Origin of the sequence: Cohnella faecalis (genome assembly GCF_003570905.1) — a bacterium.
Taxonomy (GTDB): Bacteria; Bacillota; Bacilli; order Paenibacillales; family Paenibacillaceae; genus Cohnella; species Cohnella faecalis.
Genome location: NZ_QXJM01000017.1, coordinates 47,886 through 65,170, shown reverse-complemented (window position 1 = coordinate 65,170; position 17,285 = coordinate 47,886). Strand labels below are relative to the sequence as shown.

General features: G+C 46.4%; 13 protein-coding genes and 1 pseudogene. 12 read left to right on the top strand and 2 right to left on the bottom strand.

Going from position 1 to position 17,285, the window contains the following annotated elements; genetic code table 11:
* The coding region (locus D3H35_RS34605) for an alpha amylase N-terminal ig-like domain-containing protein (RefSeq protein WP_411675124.1) at positions 1-223 on the top strand (223 nt) is incomplete at its 5' end.
* Between the two features lie 8 nt (positions 224-231).
* The gene (locus tag D3H35_RS03330) at positions 232-1,653 is read left to right on the top strand and encodes a glycoside hydrolase family 13 protein (protein ID WP_411675123.1); all 1,422 of its coding nucleotides are present in this window, start codon (positions 232-234) and stop codon (positions 1,651-1,653) included.
* Positions 1,654-1,845: 192 nt separating this feature from the next.
* On the opposite strand, the pseudogene D3H35_RS34600 reads toward D3H35_RS03330, so the two are convergent.
* A pseudogene (locus D3H35_RS34600) lies at positions 1,846-2,527 on the bottom strand (protein-glutamine gamma-glutamyltransferase).
* 98 nt (positions 2,528-2,625) lie between these two features.
* Between D3H35_RS34600 and D3H35_RS03320 the strand changes: the two are divergent.
* Both D3H35_RS03320 and pheA read left to right on the top strand, forming a co-directional pair.
* Complete coding sequence (locus D3H35_RS03320) at positions 2,626-3,015, top strand: iron chaperone (protein ID WP_119147383.1); 390 nt, start codon at positions 2,626-2,628, stop codon at positions 3,013-3,015.
* A 283-nt stretch (positions 3,016-3,298) separates the two neighbouring features.
* Positions 3,299-4,120, top strand: coding sequence for a prephenate dehydratase (pheA, locus tag D3H35_RS03315; RefSeq protein WP_119147384.1), 822 nt, complete (start codon positions 3,299-3,301; stop codon positions 4,118-4,120).
* A gap of 262 nt (positions 4,121-4,382) precedes the next feature.
* Here pheA and D3H35_RS03305 read toward each other — a convergent pair whose 3' ends face one another.
* Entirely contained in the window at positions 4,383-5,222 is an 840-nt protein-coding gene (locus tag D3H35_RS03305) for a helix-turn-helix transcriptional regulator (RefSeq protein WP_119147385.1), read from the bottom strand.
* Positions 5,223-6,069: 847 nt separating this feature from the next.
* On the opposite strand from D3H35_RS03305, the gene D3H35_RS03300 reads away from it, so the two are divergent.
* From D3H35_RS03300 to D3H35_RS03265, 8 genes are read left to right on the top strand one after another with little or no spacing between them, the layout of a single operon-like run.
* Positions 6,070-7,848, top strand: coding sequence for an ABC transporter ATP-binding protein (locus D3H35_RS03300; protein WP_158593931.1), 1,779 nt, complete (start codon positions 6,070-6,072; stop codon positions 7,846-7,848).
* Entirely contained in the window at positions 7,848-8,972 is a 1,125-nt protein-coding gene (locus D3H35_RS03295) for an ABC transporter transmembrane domain-containing protein (protein WP_233567735.1), read from the top strand. Before D3H35_RS03300 ends, D3H35_RS03295 begins: the two co-directional genes overlap by 1 nt.
* The gene (locus D3H35_RS03290) at positions 8,933-9,724 is read left to right on the top strand and encodes an ABC transporter ATP-binding protein (RefSeq protein ID WP_158593929.1); all 792 of its coding nucleotides are present in this window, start codon (positions 8,933-8,935) and stop codon (positions 9,722-9,724) included. Before D3H35_RS03295 ends, D3H35_RS03290 begins: the two co-directional genes overlap by 40 nt.
* Positions 9,705-10,229, top strand: coding sequence for a chorismate pyruvate-lyase family protein (locus D3H35_RS03285; protein WP_119147763.1), 525 nt, complete (start codon positions 9,705-9,707; stop codon positions 10,227-10,229). Before D3H35_RS03290 ends, D3H35_RS03285 begins: the two co-directional genes overlap by 20 nt.
* A gap of 4 nt (positions 10,230-10,233) precedes the next feature.
* Positions 10,234-11,436: a condensation domain-containing protein gene (locus tag D3H35_RS03280; protein ID WP_158593928.1), complete on the top strand. Its 1,203-nt coding sequence runs from the start codon at positions 10,234-10,236 to the stop codon at positions 11,434-11,436.
* Positions 11,415-12,653, top strand: a complete 1,239-nt coding sequence (locus tag D3H35_RS03275; protein WP_147355729.1) for an AMP-binding protein — start codon at positions 11,415-11,417, stop codon at positions 12,651-12,653. The genes D3H35_RS03280 and D3H35_RS03275 overlap by 22 nt, the downstream gene beginning before the upstream one ends.
* Before the next feature lie 44 nt (positions 12,654-12,697).
* Positions 12,698-14,611 carry a condensation domain-containing protein gene (locus tag D3H35_RS03270; protein ID WP_147355728.1) on the top strand — a complete coding sequence of 638 codons (1,914 nt, stop codon included), beginning with the start codon at positions 12,698-12,700 and terminating at the stop codon, positions 14,609-14,611.
* Positions 14,592-17,267, top strand: coding sequence for a non-ribosomal peptide synthetase (locus tag D3H35_RS03265; protein ID WP_119147759.1), 2,676 nt, complete (start codon positions 14,592-14,594; stop codon positions 17,265-17,267). Before D3H35_RS03270 ends, D3H35_RS03265 begins: the two co-directional genes overlap by 20 nt.
* The last annotated feature ends 18 nt before the right edge of the window (positions 17,268-17,285 follow it).

The window sequence follows — 17,285 nt, the reverse complement described above, 5'->3', positions numbered from 1 at the left end:
TATGACGCTATGGGTTTCGGACGCTTTGTTCGATTACTGGCAAGCAACCGTGCAGCCTAAATTCCGCAGATTGGTTTATTATTTTGCCTTGAATGACGGAGACAGAACGGTTTACATGCAGGAAAAAGGTTTTTTTGACGATGCGCCCGTCATTTTTCATGAAGGTTTATTCGATTTTCCTTCCTTAATCCCGCTGACGTTCATACGCCTCCGGCCTGGGTGAAGAAAGCGGTGTTCTATCAAATTTTCCCGGAACGGTTCGCAAACGGCGATCCGACGAACGATCCCGAAGGAACAGAGCAATGGGGAGGCAAACCCGGACTAAATAATTTCTTCGGCGGCGACCTGCAAGGCATTATCGATCATCTTGAGCACCTGACCTCGCTAGGTATCAATGCGATTTACTTGAATCCGGTCTTCGAAGGAACGACCAACCATAAATACGATACGAAGGATTACTTCAAGGTCGATCCTCATTTCGGTACGAACGATAAGTTGAAGGAGCTTGTAAAAGCCTGTCATGAGCGAGGGATTCGCGTTTTGCTCGATGCGGTGTTCAATCATAGCGGTCACACGTTTGAACCCTTTGTCGATGTGATGGAGAAGGGGGCTTCCTCTGCCTATGCCGATTGGTTCTATGTACGCGAATGGCCGCTAACGGTGAAGGATGGCGTACCGACTTACGATACGTTCGGCTTCGAGCCGATCATGCCGAAATTGAATACGGCAAACACGGAAGTGAAGGAATACCTGCTGAAGGTGGCAAAATACTGGATCGAGGAAGTCGGCGTCGACGGCTGGAGGCTTGATGTCGCCAATGAGGTGGATCATGCTTTCTGGAGGGAATTCCGCAAAACCGTAAAAGGTGTCAATCCAGATGCTTATATTCTTGGTGAAATTATGCACGAAGCGGTGCCATGGCTGCTCGGAGACCAGTTCGACGCGGTAATGAACTATCCTTTTACGAAGGCGTGCCTCGATTTTTTTGCGCACGATCGAATTGGAGCGAATCAGCTTGCTAATCGACTAGCTGGGCAATTGACCAGCTATCCGAGCCAAGTGAATGAAGTTGCCTTTAATTTGCTTGGCAGTCACGATACAGCTCGGTTGCTTACTCTGTGCGAAGGCCGTACGGAACGGTTGAAGCTTGCTACTTTGTTCCAGTTTACGTTCCCGGGCGCTCCTTGTATCTATTACGGCGATGAAATCGGTATGGACGGCGGGCATGATCCCGATTGCCGCAAATGTATGGAATGGGATCCGCAGAAACAGAACGGCGACTTGCTCCAATTTTTCAAGCAGACCATTAGCCTTCGACACCAATATCCTGCGCTGCAAGACGGAGCTCTTACCTTTTTGCAGGATCAGGCGAACGACCAGAATCTAATCTACGAACGCCGGGATGCTCAGGATCGGTTCGTCATTCTCATTAACAAATCCGAAAGTTCCTCTGTTTTCCGGGCAACCATAGCGAACGAAGCCTGGACGGACATTGTGTCCGGTACACCGGTTACTGCTGAGCAAGGTCAATTGAACTTTGAGCTCCCTGCATTTGGCTATGCGATTTTGCATGCCGGATCGGCGGAAAATAATCAGGCGCCCGAGTTCGTTCGGATTAGCTCAACAGAGTTGCTTCGCTCCGGCACACTTTAACAAAAAACCTCCAAAACGGAGGTTTTTTGTATGTAAAAGGTTAGTGAACGACGCCATCCATTTGGGATCGCTTCTTCAATCAACCGGATAATTATAGTCCGATGCAAATGTAAGTGCGTGTACCTATCCTGGCGGTAAAAGGTTTCTCCAGCTTGCGCAAATATTCAAAGTCGGGATGCTCTATTTGCTCCGTCAGGAAGGCTGAAGTCGTGCTGCCCGTTTCCTTCTTGCATTAAGGGCGGTTATCATTTCCTCCGCCGTCCTGATTCCAATACCATGACCGAAATATAAATTATCCGCAAGCATTATTGCGTTCTCCCCCTCCATTCCGGGGTTTTCGGGTCAAAGTCGGGATTTTCAAAATAGAGGACGTCGCCCGGATACGCTTCATTTTTATTCTCGACCGTAATTAACTTCAAGTTGTTGTCATAATTCCAGTCATACAAGAACAAATCCTTAAAATAGGCGTTGAACGTATCTTTGCCGATCGAATCAAGCGTCGCCTTATACAAAATAATGACCATGGCGGTGGCGCACTCAAACGCGTACAGCCGGCTATTCTCGAAATATCGTTTATCGCGTCGGAAGCCAAGACGTCGGTTCTTTGCCGGAAGCCTCCATTATCCGTTCGGGTCCAAAACTGGTCATTGGCTCGGGAATTTTGAAAAGTGGCGAAGCCTGCGCGACTCGAATTCAGCGCTTTGGCCGCTTCCACAATGTTGCTTCTCATATTCAATTCGAATAACAAGGCTTCGAGGGAATCGTATCGATAGACGACTGTGCTTTTCAGCTTTTTTTGCAAAATCGCTCTTTCCAATTCCGATAGCGCGGACTGATCGATTTTGTCCACATCGAAGCCTGTAATCTGGATCATTGATGTCCCTCCGATTCACCAGTGTATAGGTATTGTATGGGCGAATAGGGGGATTGGTGATACCATTAGAGAAATACGTGGTTACGAAAGGAGAAATTATGGAAGGAAACAAACTAACATACAGCTCCATAGACGACTACATTTCAACTTTTTCTCCCGAGGTTCAGGAAATACTGCAAACGCTGAGAGAGGTTATTAAAAAATCGGCGCCCGACGCGAAAGAGAAAATAAGCTATCAAATGCCTACTTTCGAGTTGCATGGAAATTTGGTGCATTTTGCCGCTTATAAAAATCATATCGGATTTTATCCGGGGGCAGGCGGTGTCAGCGCGTTCCAGTCCGAGTTATCGGCATACAAAGGGGCGAAGGGGTCCGTGCAATTTCCTATAGGGAAACCGCTGCCTTATGAGTTAATAAGCAGAATCGTAGCCTTTCGAGTGGCCGACAATATAGAGCGCGCAAAAGGAAAGTCGAACAAGAAAAAATAACCGTAATCAACCGTCGAAAAGAGTTTGACGCCTCGATGTTTGCCAGTCGTTTTCATGTGCGAGACGACGAATCCCTGCGGGCCGTAGAGTTAGCGATGAAGATCGGTATGAACTGCGATTATGGATATTATTATTCCCGGAACGGACGGGTTGTGTTTTACGACGCTTTGCCACATTTGATTCGAATTGTAACAATTTATTCAGCAAACAAGAGGTAAACGTGGGAAAGCATGATGTATTTCAGGGAAATAGCTGTATAATTGTGTAAAAAAAGGGGTTGAAGATGATTAGAGTTGCTTATTTGGGTCCAAAGGGAACATTTTCAGAAGAAGCTGCACATCAGTTTTTTTCTGATCAGACAATTTGGGTTATGTATGAATCTATATTGGATGTCTTAGAAGCCGTTCATAACGAAGAAGTCGATAAATGTATTGTACCAATTGAAAATTCAATAGCTGGTAATATTCATACGACCATTGATGGTTTGTTAATGTACGACTTGCATATTGAGGCTGATCTTATTTTTACAGTTTCTCTTCATTTAATCGGAAATCAAGATAGCAATATGAATACAATTAATACAATAAGTTCGATAAGTCCTGCAATAAATCAATGTAGAGATTTCATTAAAAAGCATAGTTATAAATGTGAATATACAGATAGTACATCTAAAGCAGCGCAATTGGTTAAAGATTCAAATGAAAATAATATTGCCGCGATTGCTTCAAAATTGGTTGCTTTTGAGCATGGTCTAAAAATACTCCAAAGTGAAATACAAGACAATTCAGTGAATCATACTCGATTCATCGTTGTTGGTAAAGGCTTAGTAGAAAGTGCAGAGCAAATGAAAAGCATGATGTTGATTAACCCAAACAATGAAAACCCTGGGGTACTTTCATCGATTTTAAATGTATTCTCTGCTCTGGGGATAAATCTCACTTGGATCGAATCCCGACCGACTGGCAAGAGATTAGGGACATATCGTTTTCTAATCGAATCGGAAGTTGCTCAAAATGACCAACGAATGGTTAAAGCAATTAGAATCCTTGAAACGTTTGAACATCAAGTACATATAGTTGGGAGTTATTCGACCACAGTTCTTTAGTGATTATGCTTGTCATAGCGTGTTGCGATCCCTCGGAATTGTTTGAGTTTGTTGAAAAAACATTCTACAACATGCCGTTCTTCATAATGGTAAAAGTCACATTCCCAAGGAGTTGCTGTATTAGACTTTGGGGGGATGCAGAACGTTGCGTCTTGTCATGGGTTGCCGTAGGCTTTATCGGCTAAAACAAATAGGCGCACTGGATTACCAACTGCGTCCACTACTGTGTGGATCTTGGTGTTCCGTCTCCCTTGGTTATTTATTAATGAACTTTTTTAAATGAAATACTAGTATTCGTCGGTTGATTATACATCAGGTTTTGTAGTTTTTTTGTTCTTCGCAGAACAAGTGGGTTCATGCCTGACGCAAGTTTAACCATGCTTGCTAAACGGCTTGGATTTCGAATCCCTACCATGTTGCATATCGTACGAACGGAATGGTCGGAATGTTCCAGCAAGCGCATCGCGCGATCAAGCCTCAACTTATTTAAATAACGGATGGGCGACACGGAAAGAATTCTGCTGAACTCTTGGCAAAAGTAATTGGGATTATAGCCAATGGCCTGCGCCAATTCATCGAGTGATAAATCGGGATTGGCCATATGGTTTCTGATGTAACGGGTGGCATAGATGATCGCTTTTGCTTCTTTAGGCTCGGTGCCTTTCGGCTTTGAAAAAAGCGAAGGGGGGGACTGTTGACCACTAGAGAAGAAATCCAAAAATTCGATGGTCAATGAGAAGATCGCACAGGCAATTCGTTTTTTCCAACTGTTGCTTGACGATTGTTTGCCGTATTCGAGTATTTGAGACAATATCGTCTTTGAGTACCCGTTCAATGGCATTTCTAATGGCATTTTCGCATTCATTAAGTTTTTTTGCTTTGTAAGGAAGTCGGCTTCAAATAAAATGCTGATGACAGAGGCGTGTGGAGTGGGTTTCGCAATAGGAAGATCCGGGCGAACCATGGCAATTGAAGTTGAATCCTGCATATTTTCCATCCCTGATTCCCACACGATCTGAAAGTGAGAACTTGACCATTCGGAGGAGTTGGGGAAATTGATTTCGATGAAATTTACGGGAAGAGATTCATTGCTCATAGACATACGATTTCGGTCTCTCCCATCCTTGTATCATTTATAGCTTCGTTGCAGAATGTTTTAATTCCTTTATTCTAGTATAAAGTCTTGAGTTTGTTAAGTGATATTCCACTATATCATATATCATTGACACTAATTCTCCCTCCTATTGCTTCGTTGCAGAGAGTTCTGAAGAATTGTGCATTAACTGAATAATCTATCGTTGTATTTCCATTGTTTGTAAATCTAAAATGATAATGGGTGTTCATTTTCTTTATTTTTAGTATTAAAACTTGAATTTGTTAAGTTGTGTAACCTTCATTTGAAACTGGAAAGTTGGGCTCAAGCAATCAATATGGATCGGCCGACGCTTCTGTCTTCAGCGGCAAAGAAATGGAAGATAGGTTGAATAGACCTCCCCATATTCAGAGATCTCGGTTTACTGGGTTATCATACTTTTGCCTAATTTGGAAATATAACTGAAGAATACTAATGAAACTGAAGAATCCTATATTGTGTTATCTTTTTCGAAATTGCTAAAATGTCGATAAATGGCGACTTCCTAATTATGTTAGTTAAGAGGTGAAAGGGGGGGGGGGACGTGAAGGACGTTCATGATGAATCTGCCCACAAAACCGACTTAAATATGCGACTTATCCTTTCATTATTAACTATTAACCATAAGCAAACATTGTCAAGAGAATATATTTTACATACACTTACCCGATTAATCGAAGAATCCGCCAGGAAGTCGGTGAACTACCCGTCGAACCTGTAGCAAAGCGATTACGTTCGGGTGCGGTAAATCAACATCCGAATGTTTCATAAAGAAACTATTGCCCTGCCATTTCGAATATTTACGAAGGGAGAATTCATGAATCACACGAAAAGCGCTCTCGATCCGATCCGGCCGGCACTCGTGCTTGGAAAGCTGCTTGTATGGGCGCGTTCCTATTGGACGAGCTATTCCCTGCTTCTGGTCATCATTATAGCATCCGCGGCGCTGCCTACGGGAGTGGCCGAAGGAATGCGCCGCTTGTTCAATGCCGTACAATTCGGCTCCATTTCAGGGATGTTGTCCGCGGCAGCGATGCTGGCCGCGGTCTTCTTCATTGGCATGGTACTCGCTCTGTTGCGGGCATGGTCAATGCAGAAATTATCCATTCGGTCAACGCTGGATTTGCAGCGTGAGGTGCTGGGACGGTTGATTCGCCTGCCTCTTCGGACCTTCGGAAATTGGCATACAGGAGACAAGATCAATCGTCTGAACGGATCCGCTGTCGCTGCCCAAGAAGGCCTGAACCAGCGGATCCCACAACTGCTAGAACAAGTTCTCTCGATCATTATTTTATTGGTATATTTGTCGGTCCTTTCATGGGGGCTCGTAGCAGGCGCATTGGCGAGTTCTCTGCTGTTTCCATTGCTTAGCAACCTAATGGGAAAATCGATTCGCAAATGGCAGATGACGATGAACGAGTCGCAAGCGATTCAGGATTCAAGGCTGCAGGATCAGATGCAAGGCGCCGATGTCGTGCGAAGTTTCGGTCTGCGCGAATCTTTTAATGCCCGTTGGCGGGAACAAGTGGAGGTCACGCGTCGTAGCGGTATCCGCGTCTATATGTGGTTAACCGCTTCGGGGTTGACGATTTTCGCCGGCAGTTGGATAGGCCAAATTTATATTTTCAGTGTCGGCGCTTGGTTTGTGATGAAAGGCAACATGGAGATTGGAGTTATCGCGGCGTTCATGATTGCCTATGATCGCTTGTTCTATCCGTTTGCCCATCTTGCCAACATGTGGGCTGCGATTCAGGATTCCTTGGCGCATGGGGCACGCGTTTTTCAGATGGTTGATCCCACTGACGCGAAGCCAATGACGGAAGGGGATGCGCCATTGCCTGATTACGGCGACTTGGAAGTAGACAACGTATCCTTCGGATATGAAGAGGGCAAACCTGTGCTGCAGAACGTATCGGTCGTCTTCAAGCAAGGGACAACTACCGCATTGGTCGGTCCGAGCGGAGGCGGAAAAAGTACGCTTCTCAAGCTTGTTCTCGGTCTGTATGAGCCGGAAGCGGGCGATATTCGCATCGGATCGGTTGCGATTGACCGGCAAACGCTTGGCACGTGGAGGAAAAAGACCGCTTACGTCCCTCAAGACACGACGTTATTCGACGCTTCGGTGTTCGACAATATTCGGGTCGGCCGTCTGAACGCGACGCCGGAAGAAATTCGCCGAGCGGCGGAATTGGCTCAAGCGGACGAATTTATTCAAGCTTTGCCGGATCGATACGAGACTCGATTGGGTGAACGGGGACTTCGTTTGTCCGGTGGGGAGCGGCAACGGATCGCGTTGGCCCGAGCCTATGTCCGCAATCCGGAATTCCTTTTGTTGGATGAGCCGACTTCGGCACTGGACGGACAGAACGAACACCTTTTGCAAGAAGCGTTGGGCAAATTGATGGTCGATCGTACCGTAGTAGTTGTCGCCCATCGGCTATCTACAATACAAAACGCGGATTGCATCGTCGTTATGGAAGAAGGCTGTATCACGGAGTACGGCACACACGAAGAGTTGATGGCCAAAGCTGGTCGCTATGCCGCAATGGTTCGCAGGGGAGAATGGGAACATCAGGTGGAGAGGGTGGATATTTGATGATCCAAACGGCATCAGCCGCCAAGGAGCCTCGTATAGGCGACGTAATACCTCTGTTGTGGGAACGGCTTGGTCCGAATCGTCTTATGTATATTTTCGCATTGCTGTTATGTCTCGGGCAGACGCTCAGCCATATTTTGGTTCCCATCGGGGTCTCGATTTATTATCAAAAGCTGGAGCAAGGTGAATACGGATATATTCAAGCACTCGTCCTGGTTTGCACGGCTGTAACTTTTTTCTTGTTAGGGCTGAATATGCTTGGCGTGTATTTGAAGCTTGTTGCCATGACGAGACTGAACCGCGACGTGACGCTGCGTCTTGCAGACGAAGCGCAGCGATTGCCGCTTGAACGAGCCCAAGGGTCCCATTCCTCCGATCTGGTGCAACGGGTGACCAGTGATTCCAGTCGTACCACTGGGCTGTTGACTTTGGTCCTAGACGATATGGGTAATCTGTTCATAGTGATATTGTGTGCTTCCGTGTATATGATGTGGCTTCAATGGCAGGTTGCGTTGCTAATCTTGATGATTGCACCTGTGATCATCGTATTGAGCCATTCACTAGGATATCGACTTCAACGTATCGGTTACGAAGTCGCGGAACAGGAAGCCGTTGTCCGACAGTATCAACAGGAAACGCTCCAAGGGATCGAAACGATTCGCGCCTATGGGATCGAAGAATGGATGACAGAGAGCTTCGTCGGGGAGCGAGCCCGGTTGAACAAGATGTACATGAAGAGAATGTGGTGGCAGCAATGGATATCCGTTGTAACTTCAGCCATTTCGAACATGATGGTGATCGTGATGTTATTGGTGGTCGGTTGGTTGGCCGTCAACGGCTCCATGCCGATTGGTTCCCTGATGGTGTTCTTCATGCTGATCAGCCAGATGATCCAGCCGATGCAGGCTCTGGTCGGTGTTCTGGGACAAATAAACGGAGGGCTCGGAGGAGCCGTCCGTATGATGGCACTCGAGCGGGCTGAGAAAGAGCCGACGAAGATCCGTCTGCCGGATTCGGACTTGACCACTGGGAACCCGGGATTATGGTTGACGGATACCCGATTCTCCTACCGGAACATGCGTCATTGGATGTCGCTGACGCAGAGTTGGGTGTTGAAGGGCTAAAGCCTTCTCTTGGCAAAGAAGTGTTGGAGCCTTTTGATTTGCAAGCTCAACCCGGATCGTTCACGGCCATTGTTGGACCAAGCGGTTCCGGCAAATCGACTGTGGCCAAACTTGCGGCGGGATTATTATTTCCTACGTGGGGCGAGGTCAGCATTGGCGGTCTTAATCCGCTGCACGATGCGGAACATGCACGTCTTAAGGTAGCCTATGTGCCGCAAATCTCCTTCTTATTTCCGGGAACCGTAAGAGAGAATTTGATGATCATTCGACCGAGTGCAAGTGACGAAGAGTTATTGGAAGCCGTTCGCATCGCGCAAGCGCAGGAATTCATCGAAGCGCTGCCAAATGGATATGATACATCGCTTCGGGAATACGGTAATTTGCTCTCCGGTGGACAGAAGCAGCGATTAGCTATTGCCCGTGCCATGCTGGCTGATCGACCGATTTGGATATTTGATGAGGCGACGTCTGCACTCGATATGGAAACCGAATACAAGATAATGCAGGAGATCACAAAGTCGGCCAAGGAACAAGGCCGAACGCTACTGATGATTGCCCATCGACTGACAACGGTGCAAGATGCGGACCGAATAGTCGTGATGGAGCATGGGTGTATCGTACAACAAGGAACACATCAGGAACTTTTGAACGGCGAATCGGATTTGTATCGGCGGTTATGGGGTCGCTCGGCGGATACGCAAACCGGAAGGATCGCGAGAAAGGAGTACATCGATGTTGCGAACGTCAACTGACGGAGCCGTAGTCCGTATGCTGCTGCGCAGCGACGGATCAACCACCTTGTTGCTGGAAAGTCTTCTCGACAGGAAACTCACCGTCGAGGTTACAGGCCAATACTTGGCATCGCGCGAGGAAATTCATCCCGATATTTTGGCGCATTTGCAGACGGAGTCGACGGACAGGCTCTATATTAGGCGATCTGCATTACAAACAGACGAACGTATTAAAGTATCTTTTAATTACTTGGTAATGCGCGTACCTCTCGGTCAGGAAAACTTGTACGAAACTTTGTGCACGAGAGACATTCCGTTGGGAAAACAGATCGCGAACAATCGGATCGAACATCACCGGCACCTTATCGGCGACGGACGGATCGAACAGGAAATCGACGGCCGCAAACGAGTTTGCTATTTTAAACACTATTTGCTCGAACTATCCCGGGAACCGATCTTTTATATTCATGAATCGTTTCATCCCGACTATTTACCTGTGGAAGACACATTCGCCATACGGGGGTAATCGAATGATGAAACCGGACCAACAACAACGTTATTACCCTCTTACACATGCCCAAAACAGGATTTGGTATATCGAAAAGCTGTATCCCAAGACCCCGCTGTTTAATCTAGGTGGGACGATTACGTTCAAGGGACATACGGATCTCAAACGCCTTGAACAGGCTCTTATACGATTTATCTCCAATAATGACTCCCTACGATTGAAATTCGTGGAAGTCGAGGGCCAAGTTCAGCAATATTTCTCCAAGGATGATACACCCGAAATCGAGTATGTCGATTTCAGTTTCGCCATCGACCCGTTATCCAGGTACAAGGAATGGGTGGCAGAGCAAGTATCCATAGGATTTGAACTGATTGAAAGCCCCCTCTTCTATATAGCTTTATTCAGGCTTAATCCCAATACGTGCGGGTATTTCGTCAAATTTCATCATTTGATCGCGGACGGCTGGTCGATGAATATCCTCACCAGTCAAGTGTGCGAGATGTACGGTCGCCTTATCGACCATTCGGAGCCCGACTCTCTTGGCGAATATTCTTTTGAAGCCTATATTCCGGCAGAGAAGGAACTACAGACGAAAGACAGATTTCATAAGGATAAGACGTTCTGGAGAGAAAAGTTTCTTGAGCTGCCTGACGCTTTCCTTGTGAAAAGCTCGGATGATATTCGGGCGGAGAGAATGACATTCTTTTTGGATGAAGCCAAGACGCAACTTGTCAAACAATTTATTAAGAGACATAACTTGTCCATGAATTCGTTCTTTATGACGATCATGCTCATTTACCTGTTCAGGACGACGCACAACGAAGATCTTATCGTAGGCACACCGGTCTTGAACCGGTCGGGAAAACGTGAAAAAAATATTTTCGGAATGTTTGTCAATATGATGCCTTTCCGAAAACAGATTCGCGAAAACGAAGACACTATCGCATTATTCGATCAAGTGAACAGAGAGTTGATTCAGTGCTTTTTCCATCAGAAATATCCTTTCGATTTGTTGGTCAAAGACCTGGAATTGCATAGAAAAGGCTACGACCAATTGTTTCAAATATGCGTGAATTATAGCAACGCCAAGTTGGTTGACCAGCTTGAGGGATTACGATCGAGAACGAGGAATTTTTCCAGGGTCATTCGATCTATTCGCTTCATTTGCTCATCAAGGATTGGTATGAATCCGGAAGCTTGCGATTGGATTTCGAATACAAGGTAAAGGATTACACCGCCCGGCAAGTAAGCGGAATATTCGGTTGCTTGGAAGCGCTCGTGGATCAAATCGTAACCTATCCTTCCGTCCCGATAGGCGAACTGAATGTCGTGACACCTGAAGAAACCATGCTTCTCTTGCAGCAATTTATGTCGAACACCGCGGATATTCCGCAATATAAGAAATTTTCTTCGCTTTTCGAAGAACAGGCGATGCGGACGCCCGAACGAATTGCCGTTATTTGCGGCAACGAGACGATCACGTATCGGCAGCTTGACGAGAAGGCGAACCGATGGAGCAGCTTGTTGCGCGGTAAGGGAGTTTCTTCGAACACGATCGTAGCGGTCATGATGGAAAGGTCTATTGATTTGATCGCAAGTTTATTGGCCATATCTAAAGCCGGAGGTGCCTACCTTCCGATCGACCCCGATTTTCCCGAGGACAGAATCGCATTTATGCTTGCTGACAGCAAGGCATGTTTATTGATCACAGAGCCTCATCTTGGCAGAAAGCTCGACAATGTTGAACAACTTCTTATTCGTCAAACGGCTGTCACGGGAATGGAAGAGGATACGAATCCGAATAACACATGCGGCAAACCAGACGATTTGGCGTATCTGATCTACACTTCCGGGTCCACTGGGAAACCAAAAGGAGTCATGGTCAGTCACAAAGCTATATATCATTTTTTCGCCGGCGTAACGCAGCGCATTCCTCTTCAAAAATTCCGCTCGATTTTGTCGTTAACGACGATATCGTTCGATATCTTTGTTTTGGAGTCGTTGCTTCCCCTCGCTTGCGGATTGAAGATTGTGTTGGTCAGCGATGAGCAAAGGGACCATTTATATGAATTGTCTCAACTTATCGAATTGAACGATATCGATTTGATGCAAACGACGCCATCCCGATTAAATATCATGATCAACGATGTTCATTTGGTTTCTGCCTTATCCAAAATAAAGGTTCTCTTGGTCGGCGGAGAAGCATTCCCTCTTCCATTGCTTCAGAAGCTTAAAAAAACGACGAATGCCAGAATATTCAACATGTATGGGCCGACAGAGGCAACTGTATGGTGTACGATGGGCGAATTAACGGAAAATGACGGTGCCTGCATCCATATCGGTTCGCCATTAGTCAACACGCGAGTTTATATTGTGGATAACGGGAATCGGCTTATACCGATTGGAACTCCCGGGAATTATGCATTGGTGGGGCCGGTTTAGCCGAAGGATATCTAAATCGGCCGGAATTGACGCAAGAGCGGTTCGTGAACGACCCATTCGTGTCCGGCGAGCGGATGTACAAGACGGGCGATTTTGTAAAGTGGCTCCCTGATGGGAATATAGAGTACTTAGGGAGAATGGATCAGCAGATCAAGTTCCATGGATACCGGATCGAAACACAAGAAATCGAAGCGCGATTGTTAGATATAGAGGCGATACGGGAAGCGGCAGTTCTTCTTGTTACCCAAAATGAAAGTACGTATTTATGCGCTTACTATAGCGCGGATAGACAACTGAGCTATAACGAGCTTCGGGCAAATCTCAGCGAAGTGTTGCCTGTTTACATGATTCCGACTAGCTTTATGAAAATGGATGCTATCCCTCTTACTCCGAATGGAAAAATCGATCGAAAAGCGTTGCCCGAACCGATCGGCCGGGAGATCAAAACGACATCAGATTACATATCAACCTCAAGGACAGAACAAACGGTAATGACTGAGATTCAGGAACTGCTGAATTTATCGAATATTTACCCGGACCGCAATTTCTTCGAACTCGGCGGAGACTCGATCAAAGCGCTAATTCTCATCAATCGGTTGCACGGAAGCGGCATTCTGCTGGAAACGAAGGACATCATATATTCGAATTCGATTTCCGATATCGTATCAAGCGTCAAACACGCGGACATGTCGTTCGTCCAATCGCAATTCAGTGGAATCGTGAAAAAGACTCCTGCGATGGAATGGCTGATGGCCCGGGGGTTGCCCTACATCAATCAACGTCACCAATCGGTATTCTTGCAGTTACAAGTTCCGATAGAGGGATCGGAATTGAAAAGGATCCTTCTCGAGATCATACGGCATCATCAATTATTTCGAATTCGGCTAGATGATGATACGGGAGATTTCTATTTGGATAACTCACAGCCGCCGCTTGAACCGGAAATCGATTTGATAACCTTGTCCGACTACGGGTTGGCAGAGCTTTCGAAAATCATGGAGGAAGCCAGAGTGAGGTCAACATCGAGCCTCGTTCTCGATAGAGGAAATGTGGTTCAAGCTTGCATGTTTGCGGGTGAAGACGGACAGATTGCTCATCTGATGCTGTCGGCTCACCGTTTGGTCATGGATCTCGATTCGTGGGGCATCTTGTCGAAAGATCTTTCAACGATGCTTCGCTTACATCTGAACGGAGAAGCCGCACGGTTGGCTGCCCCTCGTTCAATAGACCTCCAACCTGCGAATGGAAATCAAGGATCCGGTAAACGAACCTATGATTCGTTAGGAATTGATGCAAACGAACTCCTTGAAGCCAATCATGCCTACCATACGAGAACGGCAGAATTGCTTATCATCGCGTTGGTCTTGACCATGCATGAACGGTTAAGTCCTCTTGCATTTGGGGTTGAAATCGATCTCGGAGAAAGAGGGGGGAGCGTAACCGAAGATGAGGTCAGCGGGATCGGCTGCTTGGCTCCTATCTACCCTGCCGTATTTCAAGTCCATTCAACAGACCTTCATGACCAGATAAAGGAAGTCAAAGAACAGATTAGAGGTGTGCTGAAAGACGGTCAAAGCCTCGGGGGATTGCAGGAACGGCTGGAACAGTTTGAGGAACCAAACCGACGATTGGTCGGGTTTCGTTACGGAGGGGACTTGGACGCGATATTCGAAAACGATATATTCACCCTCATGAGGTTCGAAGAGGGTTTCGAAAATTCTCATCCGCGTTTCCTTGATTTCAGGTTCGTATTTCGCCATCGAACCTTACAGCTCGACGTGCATTATAACCCCGCTGAGCTTGCCGATTTTGCCGTAAACGAATGGGTAGAAGTGCTGGTACGTAACATGAAAAAAATTATACTTCATTGTGCCATGAAGAAAACTTCGGAGTTTACACCTTCCGATTTCAAAATGATGAAGATAAGCCAAAGCGATCTTGATTTGTTATTCGAGTAATAGAGAGGAGGTTTTCGTCCTGGATCAATATGCGGTAAACGTCCTGCTTTCCAGCGGAGAGTTGGATGAAGAGAAGGAGTATTGGTTATCCAAGCTGAAGGATGAAACCACCAAAACTGAAATGCCTCCAGATTATCCGCTGGGAAAATATTCGGATTATCAAAAGGGAAGCGTGACTTCCTTCATGCCATACGAGCTGACTTCGAAAATCAACAAGTTAAGCAATCATTCGGACCTCGGAGCCTATATCGTAATGTTATCTGCCGTAATGTATGTCCTGCATCGATATACTGGAAGCCGATATGTCGTGACGGGTACTGCCGTTTTGAAACCGCAAATCCCAGAGCCGGACGTGCCTATCAACCGATTGCTACCCTTGAGATGCAATGCAGGCGATTCGCCGGATTTTAGACATTGGCTGAAGGAAGTCCAAAACACGTTGGCAGAAGCTGGGAATAACCAACGTTTTCCACTGGATCACATTTGGCGAACGTTATATCCGAATGAGAATGAGGCGAAGCCGGAGTTTTACCATACCGCCGTCGTCATGGAATCCTTGCACGATCAATCGTTTTTGGATGATGAAGTTCCACTGAACCAAGTGTTTTGTTTTTTCAAAGAAGGAAGCGACATCGGCCTAACGATCCATTTTAACGCGAATTTGTATGCCGCAGATTCGATGAAACGTTTCGTTTCCCACTTCGCAAATTTTCTAAATGCAGCCATCGACACGCCGGAGCAGCCGTTATCCGACATTGAGATTCTGTCCGTCGAAGAGAAAAAGCAGCTCCTGTTCGATTTCAACGATACTAGGGTCGAGTACTCAGCTCACAAAAAAGTCCATCAGCTGTTCGAGGATTCCGTCCGGATGTCGCCAAACCGAGTTGCCTTGCTCATGGACAGCGATACGAGTATCACCTATGCGGAATTGAATAGGAAATCTAACCAATTAGCCGGAAAGTTAAGGCACTTGGGCGTAACGGAAGGATCTTTCGTGGCAATATCCATGGATCGATCTTTTGAAATGATCATCTCGTTGTTGGCGATTTTGAAGGCCGGTGGAATCTATGTACCAGTGGATGAAAGCGCGCCTTTGAGCAGAACGAATCGTATTTTTCTAAGGTTAGGCATTCGTCATGTGCTCATCGGCAACAGTCAGAATGGGTGGATCAAACAAATCTCTCACGAACTACCGGAACTCGATTGTGTTCTTCAGGTGAGCTTGTATAGCAATCCAATCTGCGAGGCTGTCGACAATTGTGTGTCGCTTTGTACAAATGACCAATTAATCGCGTATTCCGACGAGGATTTGCAAGTCGAGTTATCTCGCCATCCGTATGCGTATGTCATTTTCACATCCGGATCAACAGGTGAGCCTAAGGGAGTACTTGTGGAACACGGGCCGATCGTCAATTTAATCGAATGGGTCAACCATACTTTCGAAGTTTCCGAAAAAGACCGATTATTTTTCATCACTTCCCTTAGTTTTGACCTTTCCGTGTATGACATTTTCGGTATTTTGGCTGCGGGCGGATCCATTCGGATTGCAACGAATGAAGAACTCGCGAACCCCTACGCCATGTTTGAAGCTTTGTGCACGGAGTCGATCACATTCTGGGACTCGGCGCCGGCGGCTTTGCAGCAAGTGTTGAGTTATTCTTTGGAAGACAGGACCGGTCCGAGTTTGAGGCTCGTGTTCTTAAGCGGAGACTGGATTCCTATGACAGTGCCCGGGACCGTAAAAGCGATTTTTCCTCATGCCCGAGTAATTAGTTTAGGCGGAGCGACGGAAGCGACAATTTGGTCCAACTATTTTCCCATAGACAGTATGGATGCTCGTTGGACGAGCATCCCTTATGGCAAACCGATTCAAAACGCCCAATACTATATTCTCGGCGATCAATTCCAACCTAGTCCGATAGGCGTTCCGGGGAAATTGTATATCGGAGGAGTATGTCTAGCATCCGGCTATATCGGCGATCCCGAATTGACAAACGCCAAATTCAAGGCAAATCCGTTTATTGAAAATCAACGCATTTACGATACCGGAGATCTGGCCCGCTGGCTGCCTGACGGCAACATGGAATTTTTGGGTAGAGTAGATCATCAAGTGAAAATACGCGGTTATCGGATTGAACTGGGCGAAATTCAAATTCAATTGGCAAAATTCCCTTCCATCCAATCAGCGGTTGTTATCGATCGAGAGGACCAAACGGGAACCAAACATCTTTGCGCTTATTTTGTCTCGGAAGACCGGATCAGTTCGTTCGTGCTGAGAAGGTATCTGACCGATCTATTGCCAGGGTACATGATTCCTTCGTATTTCCTACAGGTTGATCAGATGCCCGTGACATCAAACGGAAAACTGGATCGGAAGGCGCTTCCGGTGCCGGAGGGAGGAGTGGAATCGGACTGCGAGTACGAAGCCCCCGGTGATGAGCTGGAATCAATGCTGGCTGAAATTTATGGGGAGGTATTAGGGATTAGCCGCGTAGGAGTAAACGATAATTTCGTACAACTGGGTGGACATTCTTTGAAAGCTACTACGCTTGTTAACCAAATTCAAAAGAAATTAAATGTTCAGATTCCTTTATGGAAAGTTTTTGATTCTCCTACGATTAGAGAATTGGCTAATTCGATAAGGGAAATGAAGTGAGGCGAAATAGACGACACG